Origin of the sequence: Vibrio sp. MA40-2 (assembly GCF_047302445.1) — a bacterium.
GTDB lineage: Bacteria > Pseudomonadota > Gammaproteobacteria > Enterobacterales > Vibrionaceae > Vibrio.
Window position 1 is genome coordinate 876234 of the sequence record NZ_CP178627.1, and the last position, 19735, is coordinate 895968.

A 19735-nucleotide genomic window follows, 5' to 3' on the forward strand; every position below is an offset into this window, starting at 1 on the left:
TGATAAACTCTACTTTAGTTATTTATTTATAAACCTTGAGTGCATAATGGACAAACTAACCAGCATGAAAGTCTTCACTTATGTGGTAGAGCATGGCAGCTTTCGCAACGCTGCCCATCGTTTTGATATTTCACCGACGATGGTTGGCAAACATATAAGCTTTCTAGAACAAAGCTTAGGTACACAACTCATTCACCGAACGACTCGTAAGCAATCGCTTACTGAAGCTGGCACACTCTACTACCAAGAATGCTTGCGTATCATTGAAGACATTACCAACGCTGAAAACATGATTCAAACGCTAGTCAATCGACCGACAGGTACGGTGAAGATCAACTGCCCAGTAACTTACGGAAAGATGATACTTGCACCAATCGTAGCGGAATTTCTCGCAGAATATCCAGACTTGAATGTGGAGTTACAGCTAGATAACAATCTAATTGACCCTTATCTCAGCGATGCGGACATCATTATTCGCATCGGGGATTTAGTCGACTCCTCCCTTGTTGTACGAAAGCTTGGTGATTACGAGATGACTTACTGCGCCGCGCCTTCCTATTTGATGAAACATAGCGAAATCAATTGTATAGAAGATCTCGACCAACACCATTGCTTAGGATTTCAATACCATCAAGGAGAGAGCCAACAAGTGATAAACATGCCATCGAATACCTTTGATCTCAATACTACTCGTCTCACCTCAAACAATGGAGATGTCCTTAAGTTTGCGGCAATAGATGGGGCAGGTATTTTATTGCAACCTAGAATTCTGGTTGAAGAAGAAATCCAATCCGCGACGTTAGTAGAGTTGCTTCAAACGTACACACCAAGACCTAAACCGATCCATCTACTCTATCGCTCTAAACAATTGTCACTAAAAAATCGTACTTTTGTCGACTTCGTTTTACGAAAAGTGAATTAGCCACTTTTCATCTGAATATAGTGTTCGTACCGATTAATATTGTCTCGCCCTGAAATTTTCATACATGAAGACTTTAAAACGGACCATCCAACACACATTGAACGTATTTAGTTGTTAGCACCGCTTTACTAAAGCATTTTTAATAAACGGTTATTTAGTAAACGCCTTTTATTAAAAAATTAAAGTACAATATAAATTAGCATATGGTTAAAAAAATACCCTCACTGATTGAGGATATTTTTTGTGCGTTATTACAAAGTAAAAATGGAAAGGCTTATCCTAGCTGAAGAAATCCGCTACCCTAAGCACTTCATTAATGTCCATGGTGTCAATCTCTTTAAATCGGTGCTTCTCACAGCGGATACAAGGATAATCCGGAGAACTGTACGCCGCCCTGCATTCATCGTCCGGGCATTCATACACTGTGATCGTGTCTGCCTTACCATAGGCAATATCTTTAACTTCATCTGGTTTGAACTCCAAAATCCATTGTTGCCCTTCAGGATAGAGAAGGACTTCAAAAGTATCTGATGTGCTTCTTTTCAGTGAGCCCATTGGTTGTTGCTCACTAGCCTGAGATGGCTGATCGTAAAATTCATCACTGTATTTAAAAGAGCGAATGCCTCTGGTATTCAACTACTCTGCAATCTGTTTGCAGACAACTCGTAGGGACTTTGAAACCTTGTATTCGTTTGCAATTTTGGTGGTGCTTTCCAATTCAACCGGCTGTTTCTCAATGAAGTTACGTATTGACGTTAAGCGTCCTGTTTGCTTCCCGTATCCACCCTCCTGATCTACCGCTCGCCAAAGGTAGTGACGCTCACCACGAATGTTAATATACACCTCGACCATGAACCATGTATAACCAAATCGACCGGCATTTTTCTTGAGACGTTCGCTATAGATACGCCCGAATTTACTGCTCCAATACTGAACAGTTTCGTAGCTTACGGTATGCCTCGTTCTGCTAGAAGGTCTTCACCATCCCTAAAACTCATGATAAAACGATAGTACAACCAGACGATGTGTCGGATAATTTCAGGAGGAAATACTGCCATAGCATCGGTTAACTTGACAGTACCATTCATATATCTAAACCTAACCACAAGCTGGATGGTTATAAATATAGAAGACTATTAACCCCAAAATATGGAAAGTGACTGGCCAAAAATATGAAAGGTGACTAGCCAAAAATATGAAAGGTGACTAGCCAAAAATATGGACAGTGACTAGCCAAAAATATTAATTCAGTCTAACATAGAAAAAATTAATATCTTTGAGATAACAATGAAAAACAGAAAATTATCACAGTATGTTGAAGATGCAATGATAGATACACCTGTTGTTGCATTGCTTGGCGCTAGGCAGGTTGGTAAGACCACCTTAGCAAAAAAGTTTGTACCTGAATCACGTTATCACAGGGTCTCACTTGATGATAAAGGGATGAGAGATCTCGCAAACAACGATCCCAAAGCATTTATTAGCTCCTTGAAAAAACCGGCCCTGATTGACGAGATCCAAAAATGTCCTGCATTAACTTCAAATCTAAAACTCCTTGTTGACGAAAGCCGTGAGGACGGGAGTTTTATTATCACTGGCTCAGCAGATCTGAGAATATTATCTCAGTTTCAGAACAAGTCAGAAGCTTCTGATCATGGCGATTCTATGGCTGGGCGCATTGAGTGGTTAAGGCTATACACATTCACTCAAGCAGAGATCCATGATGCTGAGAGTTCTTTTATTCGATCAGCACTGCAGAATCACTTTGAGCAAACAGAGACCATATTAACAAGAGAACAACTTATTGAGAGGATTGTTCTTGGTGGATACCCAGAAATCCAAAGACGGCGACCACACCGAAGAAGTGCATGGTTTGACAACTATATCGAATCTATTGTCAGACAAGATTTGAAAGAGGTGTACTCAATTGAAAAAAGTGATGAGGCTATAAAAACGCTTAAACTGTTAGCCATCAATTCCTCTAAACTTTTAAATAAGTCTGCCATATACAAGAATGTTGGTGTGGCAAAAGAGACCGGGAACCGGTTTATTTCAGCCATGGCCTCTGCATATCTTATGCATTATGTTCCTGCATTTCATCAGAATGAGACTAAGGCAGTCGTTGCTTCACCAAAAATAGTCACATTAGATTCAGGGTTACATTGCTTCCTAAGAGATAAGAACTATGATGATCTCGTCATGAACCCTGAGGTGCTAGGTGACGTCGTTGAAAATTTCGTCATTGCCGAATTAATAAAGCTATCAAGCCTCTACCCAGAAAACTGTACGGTGAACCACTACAGAACGAAAGACGGCGCTATCGAGGTCGATGCTATTTTAACCTCAAGAGGGATTTCAGTGGGCATAGAGGTAAAGTCCGGTATGACAGTGAAAGACAGTTGGAAAAAACCGATCCAAAAACTTGTAGACGATGGCGTCATTAGCCACGGGTTCATCATTTATACCGGTGACCGATTGATCAAGATTTCTGAAAAAATCACCTTATTACCTATCTCTAACTTAATGTGTTTTGAGTGATAAATATAGAAAATCGGGCTCAGAGCATATTGCTATCCCTGATCATTTAGATCGTCAATTTGCAGTGACGGCTCCAAACAAAGTTTGGGTTGGAGACGTAACGTTTGGGTGGGCGATGTCTTTATCACCTGATAGTAAATTAACAGGTAAAGCACTTTCAATGGCCTTTGAATCACGAGGCCAACCTGAGAACATTTTGTTTCACAGTGATAGTTGCGTGCTTTTTAATGAGTTCCCACAATGCTGGATTTACTTGTACTGAACAGAAGAAGAAAACTCAGTGAAAATAGCCTCTAAATCACAGAGGCTATTAAGTATTCTCCAATTACTACAAATTAATTTCGAGTCTCAATCCACTCACGCTGAATGTAAGGAGCATTTGAAGTACTGTATGGGTGAAGGATATGGACGTAAGTTTCATTCTCAAGCCCCAACTCAACACCAATGTTAACACTCACTGAATAGCCTGATAACTCTTCACACACATCGTAGATCGGCTGATGCGATAGAGATCGATAAACGTTATTTACCATGATACCAACCTCGTATGATTCATACTGACCGGCGACATCTTCACACAAAATGTCGTTAGAATTTTCGCCTTGAAGGCTCAATCGCTCTCCATTATTTGCCAAAATCACTGTTGATACATATTCCCCATTAATGTTAATTGAACCTGCTACCGCATTCTCAGACCAGCTTCCACCATCGTCAACAGTCCGAGGTTTTACAATCTTCTCTACTTGATAAGGCGCATCATAGAATTCAACAGAGTACGTTTCTGGTGTAGGAGTCACGCCACCTTGAACCAAGAATCGGTACACGTCACCATCTTTGCTGTCTGTGCTCATTAGATTAGCTAGCAAGTAACGTGAGTCTGCATTGTCAGCTGGAACTTTTCCACTAAAGGCAACCAAGCGGCCATTCTCGATTCTATAATTACCTACAAGGTCGCCAGTTATGTCACTTGGAACACTCACTGGACAATCGGACTTGTTCTCACCAAGAATGGAATAGATTTCGCCGTTAATAAGTTGGATGGCTTCACATTTACGAATATCAGCATGTAAATTCAATACTGCACGATAAAGAACTTGGTTTTCCATCGCTGCAATACTATTTGGCACAAGAAGTATTTCAGGTAAATTCAATGACAGTGTCGTTTCTGCAGTACCTGACTTACCGACGACTTCTAGTGCGTATACATCTTTTTCTGCACCAGCAGAAGGCACACCGTCAATCGTTAGCATCGAACCATTCAGAGACAGGTTTAGCCCATTCATCGTATTTTGGATTAATGAGAATTCGATGTCCTTTCCGTGTGAATTAAAAATACTATTTAGGTCTAACTCAATTGGAGTAATGTCGATATCGACCACCATCGGTGTGTCATATATTTTCGCTTGAGCTAAGTTTACTTCATTTGGAATCAAAATGGGCGGGGTAGAATCATCGATTTTAATGCTAAATGAAAATAAAGCCTTGGCTTTATTTGTATCTGAATTTTCTCCTTCGTACTGCACAACAACAGTGTAATCGCCAGAGCCTCTAATAGCATCGTTTGAGTTCATACCAACTCGTATCTGATCGTTAGTTACATAAGCAACGAGGCCTGTTTTCTCATTGTACTTATCAAGTACAACGTAATCTGAATCTGTATTGGATACATGAATGAAATTAGTTAACTTACCAGTGTTATCCGAGTCTTTGAATAGATCGGTTAAGTCTGCTTTAAATAAAGTAATCGGATTCCCAGCAGAGTAACCGTATGTGAGATCTAACTCATCGAACTGAGCTTGTACAGTGTTAAAAACCGTAGGGTTAACGTAAGTATCTGAACCAGTTGGAATTGTGTCATTAGTACCCATATCACCGTCTACGATCATACGATAATTAGGGTCGGATAATTTATCCGTTGGGATTTGGTCAACGGCTATTTTTGTATCGGTTGCGAACTCGATTGGATTTAATTGATAAGCGATTGGACTGCCAGCTTTAGAGTCTGCCAAAATCTGGGCTGTTTTATGAAGCTTCTCATCTCCGTTATGAACGAAGTCAACGTATAGATCTGCATCCGAATCAAGACCAAGTGCACCTTGAACAACGGCAATTGCAGTATCGACATCCGTTCCGCTTGTCTTCATCTCTAGCACTATAAGATCTGTCAATGGCGAGATCACTTCTGCAGTTTCAGTTGTATGAAGTGTATATTCGGCATCAAGTGGCATTGAAGGGCGATCTGAGTCGGTTGTGTAAACTGCTTCATATTTACTGTCCATTCCAGCAAGCACTTGTTGTGCAGGCTCTCCGCTAACTAGCGTTTGCAAAGCTAATTGTTCAGAAGGCATTTCATCCAGCGTTAATGTACCTGATTCATTGGTTAAACCCACAAACTCAGAGGTATCATTAAAGCTACTACTACCATCTTTATCGATGTAAATAACCGCATTCTGAAGATATCCATCAAAGCCAGTTACCGTATAGCCAGACGGCGAAGTAGTGGACGGTGAAGTAGTGGACGACGAAGAGCTGTCACTATCTGAGCCACAACCGGCCAAAAGTGCTATCACTGAAGTCGCTAATATTGTTTTTTTCATTATTAATAAAGTCCATTTATGAGCCAAAAAGCACAAAAATCTAACATAGTAAAAAAACAAGTCAAGTAAACCTTATTGAACATGTAGGTCACTTTACTAATAATGTAACCCATTATTATACTTAGAAATTTTGAAAGGCGATATAATTCTGTCTGATGTGGTAATGACCCATTATCGCTTGCACGGTAAGCAGTGGTATGGACACACCCTCACCCCAACAATGCTACATTTTTAATGTTTAGCTTGGGACTGTATCTACCCTTCAGATAACTTTTAGTAGCCCAAAACACAATAGTCCACTGCTTCCTAAGGTGGATGAGGTGAACGAAAATGGACATAAGTGAGCATCCGGGAACATTGCGGATAGATAAACTTTATGCAGCATAATAGCCTGATTATGCAACATCCCGTGCGAATTGGGCAGCAGGTAAGATCGATTATTCCGATGAGCGTAAATTTATGTAAAGCGACCACTTCTAAACCTAAACTAAACTAGTAACACACCTCCCCGTTGTAGAATTGACGCTGAAGTTATTAGCAGAAGATACGGATGGACCATGATTAATGTAAGAAACAGTTTAACCGCGCTAGGGCTAGTTTCTGTCATATTGGATAAACAGATAATCAATCGCGATTAATCTGATTGAAACGGATTGTGTTAATCTAAATGTATCGATTTCCCAATCATTAAAGCTAGGGATAAGAAAATGCAAAAACTAACCGGGGAAAATATTTTATGCTGAAAACTATCTTCAGGGTGTGCATTGCGTTGATAATCTCATTCATGCTCACCATTGTCTGCATTGTGTTTACTCCTAAAATCTTTACCTCTACGCTTGCCACGACTTTAAAGCTGTTACCAACACACCAGTTCTTGAATTACAGCATTCTCACTAAAGATGAATTACTTACGGAATATCAGCTTTCAACAACCAATAAAAGTGATGAAACGAACTTCTTACAACTCAGGAAAGAGTTACCCGACAACCGAGATAAAGATGTATTTTTTGCCCGAATGCTTGTAATGCAAGACTATCCAAAACGATGTCAATATACATTGGTTGGTATGCATAGAACCCTCGATGTTGCATGGGAGGTGACTGGATTACGCTGTGGCAATAGAAAAAGTTGCAAGGAAGCTTTAGAGCTTCAAATTTGCAAAGATCACAAAGGACCCAAGCATGAACGCCATAATTAAAGTTGCAGTATGGATCAGCATTGTAGTAATCGCGATTCTCGGTATTAGATGGCTCAATGAGACTTATACCCTCTCTGAAATGCAACGCGTCATCACTGACAATCAGTGGTATGTATTAACTGGATATGTCGCACTGATCGCAGTTAGAGGCCTACTATTCATACCAACTATGCCTTTTATTTTGCTAATGGCAAGTGTGGTTGAACCCTGGTTGTTGTTCGGAACCACATTACTGGCTTCTTGCTGTTCTACTTATCTTGTTTGCTTAGCGGTAGACTATCTAGATATTCAAAAGAAACTCAACGCACTTCCGAGCCACTCAGTTCAACGCGCTCAACACTGGATAAATTCGATGGGTGTTGCTGCGGTATCCGGCTGGGCTTTTTTTCCACTTTTGTTTACAGAGATTATCGTGTATCTGGCTCGTCTATCGGGATTAACAAAGAAACAGTTAATCGGAGCCGTAGCACTTGGTGAGGGGATGTTGATTGGGTTATTGACTTTTTTGACTGATTGGATAAGTAATTTGGTTCAATACTAATTTTATATATTGAGACTTTTATGAAGAGGACGAGCTTATTGAGTTTCTATAGGCTTTCGGTGTATCACCCGTGTGTTGTTTAAAAACTTTGGCGAAATAACTCCCATTCTGATAACCAAGATCTAACGCTATTTTCGTAATCGAATCGTCTGGATCCATCAGCCGTTCTTTAGCGAGGTCAATCCGGTACGATTGAATCCAACTAGCGACCCCCATATTAAACTGCTGCTTGAAGGCTTGTTTTAAATAGCATTCGTTGGTTGCCAATTCTTTAGCAAGACGGGTTATATTCCAGTTTACGTATGGCTGTTGAGCGATTTTATCACATGCTTTATCTGCTAATGAGTTTGGTTCCCGATGCACCATCAATAATGCAAGCAACTCTAATATTTTACCTTTGAGCCACAAAACACGTGAGGCTCCATGGAGGTTGCAATCCCAAATGGATGTTGCGACCTTAAGAATTTCTCCGGTAAGAGACATTTGCCATCCTGTTTCATATAGGTCAAACGGCTTGAATGAAGACCCATTATTATCCGGGAGTAAGCTTTTAGTCAGGCTGTGGTGTAGTGGGAAATGAATGCGTATATTCTGAATTTTACCACCTTTAGATAGAACGATAGGGTTGTTAGGTTCGTATTCTGGTATAAGAGAGGCAATACAACGAAAAGCAAATTCAGATGCTGGATAGTTAGGATACTCGGGGCTATATGCGTTATTTGTACCAGCAAAACTGATGTAAAAGCCAGCTTCGGCAGGGTCATTGAAGCTGACTGAGTTCAGTGCAGTACAGCTAACTACATACGCATTAACGCCTTCGTCCACTGAAACAACATCATATTGCCCATCCATTCCATCAACCCTGTTTAAGCTCCTTACTATATTGCCCATTTTACTTTTCAACTCCAGCCAACATGTCCTTGATTCGGATTATACTAAATGATAATGGGTATCATTTACAGAATAAATTGACTGAATAGTTAGTTGAGCACAGATTAGTACGCTCGATTAACTGGCGATACATTAAGTCGAACTTGCTAATAACTTATTAGAACTAGAGAGTCGATCCAAACTTAAAATCGCAATTACTGTAGAAAGAACTAGTAAAGCAAAATGGTAGATGTAACCAAAATGGGCAATAATTGAACCGCAAACAATCGCCATCACAATCGCAATTAACATATCCATTGACTGGAACATAGAGAAGTCCACACCTGATTGCTCTCCATGAGCAAACTCCATCATCAGGGTGTACAAGGCAACAAATTTTGCAGCCGCGGCCAAGCTATTGACGATATATAGGATCTGTAAACCCCAGTCAAAACTCAATAACTGCAAACTAAAGAGAAGCAGTAAGGTAAAGGTAACCGCTTCAAGAATAAGTATTAAAAGTAAGCTCTTTGTCGCTGATATCTGCTTAACTAACCACCCCCCCAACAAAGCACCAGATACTCCGGTAACGACACCACCTCCCGCAACTAATAACCCTAAGCTTTCCAGACTCACCCCTTGATCAAATAAAAATGGCATCATCATAGATAAAGTCCCACGTGTTCCTATTTGACTGATCGTAACCAGTATAAGTCCTGTTCTTACTATTGGACTTTTCAGTGCCTTTGCTAGAGAAGGCTTAGTCTGCTCGGATGATTTTAAACTCTGTTGCTTAAGCCTGAATAAACTAAACGTTGGCAAACTCATTAGTAATACTAGTGCAGCCAAAACGAACAGAGCATACTGCCAATTTATAATGCTGGTCAGATAAATAAATACTCCGCTACCAAAAACAGCGCCGAGATAAGCCCCTCCGACCTGCATAATGTTACCCAGATATCGCTGTTTAACCGGGAGTTGGTCGACTGCGAGTCCATCGGCTGTGATATCCGCAAAAGTAGATATAAGGGTCAGCAAAAGTACACTGATAAAAATCACTTCGAGGTGGCTGATTGAAGCAGTCACGGCTAGAAACACCAAAGTACCAATAATCACAAGCTGCGCACTTAGAATGATGATGGCATGTCTGGCAAAATATCCGCCTTTTTTACGTTGATGTTCAAGATAGGGAGCCCATAAAAATTTAAGAACCCAGGGTATCATTGCCAGATAGAACAGACCTATATGGGACGTAGAAATACCTTCACTTCTCATAATTGCAGGTAGCCCCTGTAAGGTAAACATACCAATCAAACTTTGGATTGTGTACACGCTGGCCAGAACGGCCAGCAGTGGTTTTACTTGTATTAACACTCGACTAGACATCATTGTCGTTACCAGTCATATCGTACTTTAAGGCCCACTTCTCTGCCTGCCCCATAGTTACTGTATGTTCCACCGTAAGAGTAGGCGTATGTTACATATTCTTTGTCAGTGAGGTTGTTGCTGAACAGTGACATCGACAGGTCATTGCTGTAGTCATAAGTCAGCGACAGATCCACAAGGGTATATCCATCTTGCGACAACGTATTGCCTTCATTGAAATAGATTTTCGAAGTGTATCTAGCCTGAGAGGCAATAGAGATATCTCCCTCTACCCATGTTTGTGGCAAGTAATAATCGAAACCAAATGTTGCCGTTGTGTCTGGTGCGTATGGTAATCGGTTCCCTTCGTAACCATTGTTGTCAGCCTCAAACTCAGATTTGCCGAATGTGCCACCTAGAGTAATGATTAGGTCATCATTTGGATAAACAGAAAGCTCAGCTTCAATACCCTTGCTCAACGCTTCTCCCATATTTTCTAGTGTCTGTGTGCCTACAGTGCCGGTATAAATTTGTACATCGTCTGTTTTTATCCAGTACAATGCACCGCTGAACTCTACCAGATTGTCAATCAAACTAGTTCGCCAACCCAGTTCACCGTTTAGTGAAGTTTCAGCATGGTAACCACTAGAGTCGTTGTTGCTAAGAGGTATAACATTATATCCGGCTGGACGGTAACCACTGGTTATCGAAGCGTAAAAGCGTGTGTCGTCGCTTGCCTGCCAACCTAAAGCGGCTTTCGGTGAAACCTTGGTTTCATCAAGATTTTCATCATATGCTGAGATGTACCAGGCGCTATTCCCACTGAAATCTGAGTTCACTTTTAGGTATGACACACGCGCTCCCAGTGTTATGTCAACCGTCTCGGTTAACATATAGTTTCCCTGACCAAAGAGAGCGTAAGTTTGGTAATCGAGCTGGTTTAAACCAGCACCTGTATCTACTTGCAGATCACGTAACTCTACGTATCCTCCAACCAGTGTAGTAAGAGAATCGTTAAAACTGGTTTTTACTCGTAGCTCCTGGCTGAACTTGCTCTGATCCTCTTCCCAACTTCCAAACGCATAATCTCTGTCGATAGCCCTATCCTGAAAAGCGGTGATGCTGTTTAAAGTAGACGCACCCATGTCATAACCAACATTAAGGGAGTAGGTATAAACGTCTCTCTTCAGTTCCGGGATATCTGTACTGGTTGACCCTGAGTCGTAATCGCTATCACTGAGATACCACTCTTCATGACTGTCTAGCTTATCCACGGCAATAGACACCGTCGCCGTCAGTCGAGAATCGTCAGGAAGATAATGGAATCGCGCCTGAAGCGATTGCTCATCGGCATCATTGGCGTCTGTTTTACCACTTGGTGTATGATCAATGTTCCCTTCATCGTAAACATAACGAACGGACACATCTGCGTATAGATTATCTGAAATAGGGGCAGCAACAACGCCATCAACCTGTTGGCTTAGATTGGAATAAAGTGCAGAAGTTCTGACTTGAATATCTTTAGACGCCTTTTTAGTAACAATGTTAATCACACCACCTTGTGCATTTCCACCATACAAGGTTCCCTGTGGTCCACGAAGTAATTCTACTCTTTCTACGTTGATAAGTTGTTGGGTAATAAAAGAGTTGTCTTGCAAAATGCCATCAACATATACACTGACTGTAGGTGAGTAGTAATCCGGAGAACTCACTCCCCGAATAGTTGTGTTCGCGTAAGTACGGTTTCCCCTAGTCTGAATAAGCAATCCAGAAAATACTTTTTCAAGATCTCCTACCGAATAAACACCGGCCTTCTCTAGCTCTTCACCTGTTTTTACTAAAACGGAGTTATTGACTTGTGAAAGTGGGGTATCCAGCTTGGTCGCTTCTATTACCATTACTGTCATAGCTTCGTCAGCGCTTGCACCGAAGCTGTTCACTGCAAGTATGATTGCGCTGGCTAATACCGTTTTTTTAGCACGTGATTGATACATATGATTGTTCCTTATATTCTATATTGTTATCACTGTTTACAACTGGGGTTTGTGACTTGTTTGAATCATCCAAAGTTGTTGATATTGTTTACAGCGCATCATGAGGAGGTCATGAGTACCTTCATCAACAACTTTTCCTTTATCAAAAAAGTAAATTCGGTCTGCATTGGCGATGGTATCCAACCGATGCGCGATAGTTATTAAGGTTTTACCAGTGAAGAATGACTCTAAGCCTTTGAGTATTTCTAATTGCTTTTCTGCATCCAGAGCGGAGGTGAATTCGTCCAAAAGAACAATAGGTGCATCATGAAGTAGTGCTCTGGCAATAGATAATCTTTGACGCTCACCTCCTGATAAATGATTGCCGTTTTCACCCACATCACTTTCTAGACCTTCAGGGAGTCTTGCTATTAGGTCATCAATTCCGGCCAAACGAACGGCATCCATCAGTTTCGCTTCACTGGTGTATTTGTGAGCGATTAACAGGTTTTCTCTTAGTGTTCCGGCAAAAAGTTGAACATTTTGGGTGACATAGGAAATATGCTGATACCAGTGGTGCGTGCCTATCATGCTTAGAGACTCACCACCAATTTTTACTGTTCCCTCACTTGGGATATAGAATGCGGCGATCAGATCAAGCAGTGTTGACTTACCCGCTCCGCTAGGGCCAGTAATCGCGATATGTTCACCAGGTTTAATGTCTAGGTTTACGTTATGCAGAACAGGTTGGTTCTCAAAAGAGAATGTCACGCCTTGTAGTTGAATGCTGTGGTCACGAGGCCTACAACCTTCTCTAGGCTGCTGTTGGGTAATCGCTAATGCATGTAAGCGGTGTGCAGATTTAAACATGTAGCGTATCAATGTAGAGAAAATCGTCATACGAACAAATGGACGTGTGCAGGCTACACAGGCGATAACCACAATAACCCACTCGTTCTGGGACAGTGTCCCGCTGTTAACTTGCAGCGTGCCGATATAAGCTATCAAGGGAATACTGAGTTCAAGTAGCAAAGTCGAAAGAATAACTCCCGTTCCTCCGGCCCACTCAACACCAAGTCCCCGGGTTCGTAATTGTTCTATTTGATTGCACAAAGGATCGGCAAGTTTATTGCTTTGACCAAACTGTTTTAGCGTCGGTAGACACTCTATGTATTCGAGTGTTTTATTCGCAACATCGCTACGTGTTGCATGATATTTGTTCGCTTGTCTTGAAAAAGATCTTTCGCATACCTGTAAAATAATCCAGGCCAAAACAATTAAACCAAGCATCAATGCGCCAAGAGCTGTAGATACGCTGAATAAGACCACGACCATCGCAACTGGGACAACACAGCTTGCAGCGAGGTCTGCGAGAAGATGACTAAAAATGTCTTCAAAGCTTTTTAAGTCCTTGGTTATCAGGCTAATTCGCTCTCCCAATCCTCTGCCAGTGATCAGGGACATAGGTTGACTACGTATATCTTTTAGTAGTACTTTTCTCAGGTTGTGAGTGATTTCGTAAGCGCCCAGAAAACTTTGCCTTGCAGACTGACCAAATAACCACTGACCACACAAAACCGCAACAGACAACGACAATGCGTAAATAAGATTGATGTGCCATCCATAGGCTATGTACACAAATAACAAAAACCAACAGCTTAAAGGGAGCATTTCATTAACGATTTTTCCGGCTACACCGATTCGAAAATCACGATGACTTGCTCCGCTGTGCTTCAATAAAAACCTTAACTTATCCATTGCTCGCCTCCTTTAGTGTTCCTTCAGTCAACTGATAGACGAGACTAGCCATCTGTAATGCGTATGGCCTATGGCTGATAACTAATAAAATCTGTTCGGGTGAAAACAGACGTAAACCGGAAAGCGTGATTTGCTCGGTCAGGTTATCTAGGTGAGAGGTAGCTTCATCCAGAATCAATATTGGTGTCCTTGCCAAAGCAGCGCGAACAATCGCCAATCTTTGAATTTCACCTCCACTGAAGTTTCGCTGTGTTTCACCGATATCCGTATTTAGTCCATTTGGTAACTGGCTAACAACATCAGCCAGACCTACCATGGATAGGAGCTCTAAAACATCTTCTTCTTGAGTGTCAGTGCTGGAGAGACACAGGTTCTCGTTTAGCGTTCCGCTGAAAAATACAGGAGATTGATCAACAACCGCTAACCATTTGCTTCTGTCATCATCGCTAATGGAGTCTGTTGGCTGGTCATTAATAAACCACCCTCCGGATTTGGGTTTTACTGACCCGGATAAGGTCGCAAAAAAACTACTTTTTCCTGAACCAGATACTCCTTGTAGAACCACAAAATCACCGAGTGAAAACTCGATATTCACTTCCCGAACTAGTTCCCTTCCACCCCTCTCAACTACTAAATTGCGTGTGCTAAGTGTTGTTAATGGTTGTGGTTTTACTGGCGTATAAGATGGAGGAGCAGTAAACAGTGTTTTCATTCTGTCGATTGACAGCATAGATTGCTGAACCTGCCCAATAATTTGAGTGAGATCTAGCCAAGGCTTTAGAATTCCCGCACACAACATCACTGCCATTACCAGCTCAGTTAAAGATAATGAGCCAGCCATGGAAAAATGAATCGCAAAAGGAATAACAAGCATTAAAGATGTTTGGGCTAACGTGACAAAAGTCACCCATGAACCAACAATCTGCTTAGTATATGTGCTTATCAACTTGTGGTGTTTGTTCATGCTCTTGCTGAGTTGATGGTACGAATCAGTGTCGACAGCAAACAACTTCATAACTCCTATACTGCGTAAAAACTCAAGTTGGGCCTGATGCATATTTGCGACAACCTGATTGTATTTGGCCTGTCGTGAAGAAAATCCTCGCATCATTGTTATCTGAGCCAATAACGCAAGTGGTAGTGGAGTTAATGCTATTAACCCAAGACGCCAATCAATCCAAATAAGGAATGTGCTCAATAAAAGGGGGAGAACAATACCATTGATAATATCGGTTGTGTGGTGGGCAATCAGAGGCTCTAGGTTCTGGCAGTCATCATTCAACCTTTTTTCCAAATCACCACGATGGAACGTCAGAAGCAAATCTGCTGACATAACCGCCATGGATTTAACGATATATTGCCGGACTCGTTGGATTATCTGATAAGCAGCAAGATGAGCTTGCCACAATGAGAGAGTATATAAGCTATAACGAACGAACAGTGCTCCTGTTATAGCTAAAAAGTAAAAGGAGTTAATCTGTCCCTCAACTAGACTTTTGATTATCAGATATAGGCTAACCCACACTAACAACTCAGAGAACGTGCAAAGTAATGCACTGATAGCGACAGTACTTAGACGCTTTTTCTCGGTACTTAATATGGATTTGAGCACCTGAGTAGCGCTCATAGTATTTGTTAAATGCATGAATAACTCCTTAATAGGAATCATTCTCACCTAGTTGAGAAACCAAAAATACCAAAATCGGGAAATATAAGAACAAAATTGGGAAACATGTACTCGATCAGCGCAAATATTACGTGATAGGTTGTGAGCATCGAACAACATTTCATGGCTCTGGGCATAATAGGCACGTAGTATAAACAGGCTCGATGGTTTGATCTTTTAAATACTTTCTAACGGTATTTCTGGAAAGCCCAGTACGTCTAGCAATTTCCCTTTGCGACATCCCTTCTCGAAAATGCCAGCGACGAATAACACTTAATAATGACATGTCTATCACTCCACATACCCCTGCTTTAAGTCAACAGGCTCTAGATTAGATTATGTGGATCAATTTTGACTGCAATTTAACACCTACCCTTCTCGTGGTATCACAAGGGTAGTTATGTAAGGCTTCCAATAGGTCATAGCTTAACTGGTGTGCATGTTTAGCTTCTGTTCCACAAACTATTTTTCTCGCCATACTCAAAGCCATCTCAACGCTAACTGGACGCTTCTCAATATCCTGAAAGTAAGGTGCAAGGAAATACCACAATTCATTTCTTGCGATTTTTTCTACAGAGAAAATCCTATCAACATTCGCAATATTTTGTCCCTGGTTTGGAATTACCGTTATATGCTCATTATCTTGAGTGTATATTGTGAGTATCGGTTCAAGTTTGAAGTACTCACTCAGGTTTTGTACTGCTCCCCTATGTCTCACTACCAAATAATCAAAATAGGGTAAATGGCCTGTTCTTGTGCTGATTTTTTTGACGGGTACACCACCAAGTAGAACGATTAGCTTTTCTCGAATGCTCATAAATGTATTATTTCCCCTACTACTCGGATAACTGAGTTTTAAGTGCGCCCAAATTAACCTTGACACTTGATTTCAGTGTTTCTGCATTTTCAGGTCGAACGCCACTTGTTAGATGAGTGTGGACTGCCCCTTTAGGCTGTTCGTGGAATCAAAAATGACCGTATATTGCAGATAGCTTGGAACTCTGTGTTACTCATCTATCATTACTTTCTTCATGGCGATATTTCCCCTCTAAAGCTTATGTGTACGTGCTAACTCTTTAACTACGGCCTCTTGTATGAACTGAGAGAAACCACCGTACTGATCATTTTCATCGACTGCATCATCAACCTTTTTGCGTAACAAGGTTGGCAATGACACGTTATATTTTTTGGACTTACCCAAGTAAGGCTCTAAGTTGAGTTCGACCAACGCCCACACCCAACCTTGAAACTCATCTTTACTAAAGTGTTCATCAATACTGGTTGCCAATGGCGGCACTTCATCAGCATCCGCTAGGGCCTCAAAATGCAACTCTAAAGCTTCCTTAGCCTGTATCAGTGCATCTTCATAGCTGTCACCTGCTGCAAAGCAGTTTTCAACGTCTGGAAACACCACGCCAAAAGCGGTATTTTCATTACCTTTTTCGATTGCAATTGGATATAACATCGTTGTCTCTCCTAAGTGATTTGCAGAATCAGGGGAACTTACAGCCCCGCCTGTTTCCTAATTGCTTTCACAAGTCCTAATCCTAAATCCTTCTTTGGATGAGGGATTGTGAGTGGTAGTTTGTGGTCTGGATGTCTGAACTGGTGATGACTTCCTTTGACTCTGACCAGTTCCCAACCTGCCTCTTCCACCAGTTTAATTAAGTCTCTGCTCTTCACCGTTCCTCACCTTTGTTTAACATGGGGTTATTATAACCCCTTCCAATGTAGAAAACAAACAAAATAACCCCTTTAACCCCTTTAACCCCTTTAACCCCTTTAACCCCTTTAACCCCTTTAACCCCTTTAACCCCAATAAAATATAGAGCGCTAATTCGAACAGCCTAATCATTTGTCGTTGTGTTATTTCAATATACAAAAGAGTTACTTGCTCATTAGCATGGCCTAACATCTTTGAGATGGTAGTCAGATCTATGTGTTGCTTGTTTAGTTCTGTTGCCCTTGATCTGCGCCCTGAACACCTCTTTAATCCACAGCGTTGAAATATGCGCCGAACCTCAGCTTCTAGAGTGTCACAACTTTCATACTGCACTGGCTCACCTTGATAGTTGAACTTGGTTTTTATCTTCATTGAGTACGGTGTACCGCGACTTGAGAAGATAAAAAGGCTTCACCTGGTGCAAACTCAAGTGGCATGTACATCTGTTTTGAAGAAGTGAGTTTTTGTTCTTCTCGCCATTTACGGACAAAAGAAGCAACCCTATCGTATGAGCCGTTATAACCAATAGAAACGAGGTCTTGGAACAAGTTTTTGACCGTTTTTCGCTGTTTTCTCGGTCGCCTTGCTTCGCGTTTCAACCAAGAAATCAGCAGTTCCTCAAACTCATCAAGTTTACTTAATGTACTGCGCTTAGAGTAAACAGGTTCGATGGTTTGATCTTTTAAATACTTTCTAACGGTATTTCTGGAAAGCCCAGTACGTCTAGCAATTTCCCTTTGCGACATCCCTTCTCGAAAATGCCAGCGACGAATAACGCTTAATAGTGACATGTCTATCACTCCACATACTCCTGCTTTAAGTCAGCAGGATCTAGATTAGATTATGTGGATCAGTTTTCGGTGCAAATCAGGGGGGTAAAGTGGATCAATTTTGGCTGCAATTTAACAACTTCCTGCCGACCCTAATGATTTCCGCAGCTCTATTCCTCATTTCTCCTGCGAGCTTATTGCTCTAACGCAAATTCAGGTTTTATAAGGCTTGGTCTTACCTTGTTTGTCATTACTCTTTGATGCACCTTGGCAAACTTTTAGTGAACATCCAGTGTTAATTAAATTTTATGACCAGCCTTCCCCTTAACAAGACTGCTCGAACTGTTTGGTTAGCAACCAATGCCCAAACAGTTCGAGCAGTCTTGTTAGCTAATGCAACGGTCACAATATTTTTCGGTCTTCGTGCTTGTAAAGATTGAAGCCATTCACTCTTATCTTTGCTGCGACTTATTACCGATCTAGCTCCATGGATAAGTAGCGTACGTAAATAAATATCTCCTCTTTTACTTATACCATGCAAATGGATTCTGCCTCCTGTTCCCGTTTGTCTTGGAACCATGCCTATCCAAGCAGCAAATTCTCGACTTGATTTAAATGCTGATGCATCTCCCATGGAAGCAATAAGTGCTGTCGCTGTTAGTGGCCCAATCCCTGGAATCTTACCGATACGCTGACAATCAACACTGTGCTTAAACCAGATTTGTATTTGCATTTCCAATCGTTTGATATCGTCATCCAAATGAGACAACTGTTCTATTTGAACTTGCAAAGCATGCATAAAGGCACTCGGTACTTTACCTTCCAATTTTGCTAAGCAGTTAGGTAATCGCTCTTTAAGTGCTTTTTTTCCTTTTGGCATGACAAGCCCAAACTCTATTAAAAGTCCACGTATTGAATTGATTTGTGCCGTTCTGTGCTTGACTAGTAGCTCTCTCATCCGATGTATACTGAGGATGGATTGCTGCTCTTCGGTTTTGACAGCAATAAACTTCATGCCTGGTTGCTGCATAGCTGTCCAAATCGCACGAGCATCAACCATATCGTTTTTATTACCAACAACGAATGGCTTCACCTTATTCGCAGGCAACAATTTCACCGTGTGACCCAATTTCTTGAACAACCTTCCCCAGTGATGAGCACCACCACAAGCTTCCATACCAATTACCGAAGGCTGCTGATTTACAAAATAGTTTACAAAATCTTTTCGCTTTACTTTGTCAGAGTGTATTTCTCCTGTTTCTTGATCGACCCAGTGAATTTGAAATACTTGCTTTGCGATATCAATGCCAAATACGCTAGTGTTCATGGTGGATACTCCCAATGTCGATGGTTCACTTTATTGAACCACACTGAGCACTTTGATGCCGTGACAGGGAGTCTCCTTCCTCATAAAACGAATCATCGTTAGTCTCCGTGGGTTGGGGAAACGTTCATATCATTTCTCCTTGAATAAAGTTCTTCAAATTCTCTCGCAATGGGAGACCAGTCGGAAGTGGGCTCACTTTCGTGATCAGACATAGGTCTGTATCTGCATCACTACAATGTAGCTTTCGCTTTTTCCGATCTCCTATACCTGCATCACTATCGGCCACAAAGGCTTTCCCAAAGGGAGTGATACAGGCTTACCCTGTTCCGTATGTCGCGCAACGTCGGGTTAGATGCCCACTATAATGCGGAGAGCGTCTTGATCACGAAAGAGCACTGTCCAATCTCTTTCCTACTCTCATGCCTTTTGGCCACAGCGTATTAACCACTTCCGCTGATCCACGTATAACGCATCTTAAATGGATTCA

17 protein-coding genes and 3 pseudogenes are annotated in these 19735 nt (G+C 41.4%); 5 read left to right on the forward strand and 15 right to left on the reverse strand.

What is annotated here, in order from left to right; genetic code table 11:
- Positions 1-46 precede the first annotated feature (46 nt).
- The gene (locus ACLKML_RS03815) at positions 47-922 is read left to right on the forward strand and encodes a LysR family transcriptional regulator (RefSeq protein ID WP_413282424.1); all 876 of its coding nucleotides are present in this window, start codon (positions 47-49) and stop codon (positions 920-922) included.
- A gap of 279 nt (positions 923-1201) precedes the next feature.
- Here the strand turns inward: ACLKML_RS03815 and ACLKML_RS03820 are convergent, their stop codons facing one another.
- From ACLKML_RS03820 to ACLKML_RS03830, 3 genes and pseudogenes are all read right to left on the reverse strand, one after another.
- Positions 1202-1558: a hypothetical protein gene (locus tag ACLKML_RS03820; RefSeq protein WP_413282425.1), complete on the reverse strand. Its 357-nt coding sequence runs from the start codon at positions 1556-1558 to the stop codon at positions 1202-1204.
- The gene (locus ACLKML_RS03825; RefSeq protein WP_413283723.1) at positions 1559-1774 is read right to left on the reverse strand and encodes a hypothetical protein; all 216 of its coding nucleotides are present in this window, start codon (positions 1772-1774) and stop codon (positions 1559-1561) included. It lies immediately after the preceding gene.
- Between the two features lie 53 nt (positions 1775-1827).
- A pseudogene (locus tag ACLKML_RS03830) lies at positions 1828-2010 on the reverse strand (hypothetical protein); the annotation flags it as partial.
- A gap of 199 nt (positions 2011-2209) precedes the next feature.
- Between ACLKML_RS03830 and ACLKML_RS03835 the strand changes: the two are divergent.
- Complete coding sequence (locus ACLKML_RS03835) at positions 2210-3460, forward strand: ATP-binding protein (protein WP_413282426.1); 1251 nt, start codon at positions 2210-2212, stop codon at positions 3458-3460.
- 1 nt (position 3461) lies between these two features.
- Positions 3462-3671: pseudogene (locus ACLKML_RS03840) on the forward strand (IS3 family transposase); the annotation flags it as partial.
- A gap of 124 nt (positions 3672-3795) precedes the next feature.
- Here ACLKML_RS03840 and ACLKML_RS03845 read toward each other — a convergent pair.
- Entirely contained in the window at positions 3796-6057 is a 2262-nt protein-coding gene (locus ACLKML_RS03845) for a hypothetical protein (RefSeq protein ID WP_413282427.1), read from the reverse strand.
- Between the two features lie 736 nt (positions 6058-6793).
- Between ACLKML_RS03845 and ACLKML_RS03850 the strand changes: the two genes are divergently transcribed.
- Positions 6794-7255, forward strand: coding sequence for a hypothetical protein (locus ACLKML_RS03850; RefSeq protein WP_413282428.1), 462 nt, complete (start codon positions 6794-6796; stop codon positions 7253-7255).
- Positions 7239-7796 carry a hypothetical protein gene (locus tag ACLKML_RS03855; protein WP_413282429.1) on the forward strand — a complete coding sequence of 186 codons (558 nt, stop codon included), beginning with the start codon at positions 7239-7241 and terminating at the stop codon, positions 7794-7796. The genes ACLKML_RS03850 and ACLKML_RS03855 overlap by 17 nt, the downstream gene beginning before the upstream one ends.
- 18 nt (positions 7797-7814) lie before the next feature.
- Here ACLKML_RS03855 and ACLKML_RS03860 read toward each other — a convergent pair whose 3' ends face one another.
- The 11 genes and pseudogenes from ACLKML_RS03860 to ACLKML_RS03910 all read right to left on the reverse strand — a co-directional run bounded on the left by ACLKML_RS03860 (position 7815) and on the right by ACLKML_RS03910 (position 19248).
- A complete protein-coding gene (locus ACLKML_RS03860; RefSeq protein WP_413282430.1) occupies positions 7815-8648 on the reverse strand; it encodes a helix-turn-helix transcriptional regulator in 834 nt (277 codons plus the stop codon).
- A gap of 171 nt (positions 8649-8819) precedes the next feature.
- Entirely contained in the window at positions 8820-10055 is a 1236-nt protein-coding gene (locus ACLKML_RS03865) for an MFS transporter (RefSeq protein WP_413282431.1), read from the reverse strand.
- 5 nt (positions 10056-10060) lie between these two features.
- Entirely contained in the window at positions 10061-12025 is a 1965-nt protein-coding gene (locus ACLKML_RS03870) for a TonB-dependent receptor (RefSeq protein WP_413282432.1), read from the reverse strand.
- Positions 12026-12061: 36 nt separating this feature from the next.
- A complete protein-coding gene (locus tag ACLKML_RS03875; RefSeq protein ID WP_413282433.1) occupies positions 12062-13762 on the reverse strand; it encodes an ABC transporter ATP-binding protein in 1701 nt (566 codons plus the stop codon).
- Positions 13755-15407, reverse strand: a complete 1653-nt coding sequence (locus ACLKML_RS03880) for an ATP-binding cassette domain-containing protein (protein ID WP_413282434.1) — start codon at positions 15405-15407, stop codon at positions 13755-13757. Before ACLKML_RS03880 ends, ACLKML_RS03875 begins: the two co-directional genes overlap by 8 nt.
- Before the next feature lie 172 nt (positions 15408-15579).
- Positions 15580-15714 (reverse strand): annotated as a pseudogene (locus tag ACLKML_RS03885) (sigma factor-like helix-turn-helix DNA-binding protein); the annotation flags it as partial.
- Between the two features lie 45 nt (positions 15715-15759).
- Positions 15760-16245: a hypothetical protein gene (locus ACLKML_RS03890; protein WP_413282435.1), complete on the reverse strand. Its 486-nt coding sequence runs from the start codon at positions 16243-16245 to the stop codon at positions 15760-15762.
- 231 nt (positions 16246-16476) lie between these two features.
- Positions 16477-16893 carry a type II toxin-antitoxin system HicB family antitoxin gene (locus ACLKML_RS03895; protein WP_413282436.1) on the reverse strand — a complete coding sequence of 139 codons (417 nt, stop codon included), beginning with the start codon at positions 16891-16893 and terminating at the stop codon, positions 16477-16479.
- 38 nt (positions 16894-16931) lie between these two features.
- Entirely contained in the window at positions 16932-17111 is a 180-nt protein-coding gene (locus ACLKML_RS03900) for a type II toxin-antitoxin system HicA family toxin (RefSeq protein WP_413282437.1), read from the reverse strand.
- 408 nt (positions 17112-17519) lie between these two features.
- A complete protein-coding gene (locus tag ACLKML_RS03905) occupies positions 17520-17942 on the reverse strand; it encodes a sigma factor-like helix-turn-helix DNA-binding protein (protein ID WP_413282438.1) in 423 nt (140 codons plus the stop codon).
- Positions 17943-18216: 274 nt separating this feature from the next.
- Positions 18217-19248 carry an IS110 family transposase gene (locus tag ACLKML_RS03910; protein ID WP_413282439.1) on the reverse strand — a complete coding sequence of 344 codons (1032 nt, stop codon included), beginning with the start codon at positions 19246-19248 and terminating at the stop codon, positions 18217-18219.
- Positions 19249-19735 lie beyond the last annotated feature (487 nt).

Excerpts from the sequence above, each read along its gene's own strand:
- ACLKML_RS03815 (WP_413282424.1), top strand. The coding sequence starts at position 47 with ATGGACAAACTAACCAGCATGAAAGTCTTCACTTATGTGGTAGAGCAT.
- ACLKML_RS03825 (WP_413283723.1), bottom strand. The coding sequence starts at position 1,774 with ATGGTCGAGGTGTATATTAACATTCGTGGTGAGCGTCACTACCTTTGG.
- ACLKML_RS03835 (WP_413282426.1), top strand. The coding sequence starts at position 2,210 with ATGAAAAACAGAAAATTATCACAGTATGTTGAAGATGCAATGATAGAT.
- ACLKML_RS03845 (WP_413282427.1), bottom strand. The coding sequence starts at position 6,057 with ATGAAAAAAACAATATTAGCGACTTCAGTGATAGCACTTTTGGCCGGT.
- ACLKML_RS03850 (WP_413282428.1), top strand. The coding sequence starts at position 6,794 with ATGCTGAAAACTATCTTCAGGGTGTGCATTGCGTTGATAATCTCATTC.
- ACLKML_RS03855 (WP_413282429.1), top strand. The coding sequence starts at position 7,239 with ATGAACGCCATAATTAAAGTTGCAGTATGGATCAGCATTGTAGTAATC.
- ACLKML_RS03860 (WP_413282430.1), bottom strand. The coding sequence starts at position 8,648 with ATGGATGGGCAATATGATGTTGTTTCAGTGGACGAAGGCGTTAATGCG.
- ACLKML_RS03865 (WP_413282431.1), bottom strand. The coding sequence starts at position 10,055 with ATGATGTCTAGTCGAGTGTTAATACAAGTAAAACCACTGCTGGCCGTT.
- ACLKML_RS03870 (WP_413282432.1), bottom strand. The coding sequence starts at position 12,025 with ATGTATCAATCACGTGCTAAAAAAACGGTATTAGCCAGCGCAATCATA.
- ACLKML_RS03875 (WP_413282433.1), bottom strand. The coding sequence starts at position 13,762 with ATGGATAAGTTAAGGTTTTTATTGAAGCACAGCGGAGCAAGTCATCGT.
- ACLKML_RS03880 (WP_413282434.1), bottom strand. The coding sequence starts at position 15,407 with ATGCATTTAACAAATACTATGAGCGCTACTCAGGTGCTCAAATCCATA.
- ACLKML_RS03890 (WP_413282435.1), bottom strand. The coding sequence starts at position 16,245 with ATGAGCATTCGAGAAAAGCTAATCGTTCTACTTGGTGGTGTACCCGTC.
- ACLKML_RS03895 (WP_413282436.1), bottom strand. The coding sequence starts at position 16,893 with ATGTTATATCCAATTGCAATCGAAAAAGGTAATGAAAATACCGCTTTT.
- ACLKML_RS03905 (WP_413282438.1), bottom strand. The coding sequence starts at position 17,942 with ATGTCACTATTAAGCGTTATTCGTCGCTGGCATTTTCGAGAAGGGATG.
- ACLKML_RS03910 (WP_413282439.1), bottom strand. The coding sequence starts at position 19,248 with ATGAACACTAGCGTATTTGGCATTGATATCGCAAAGCAAGTATTTCAA.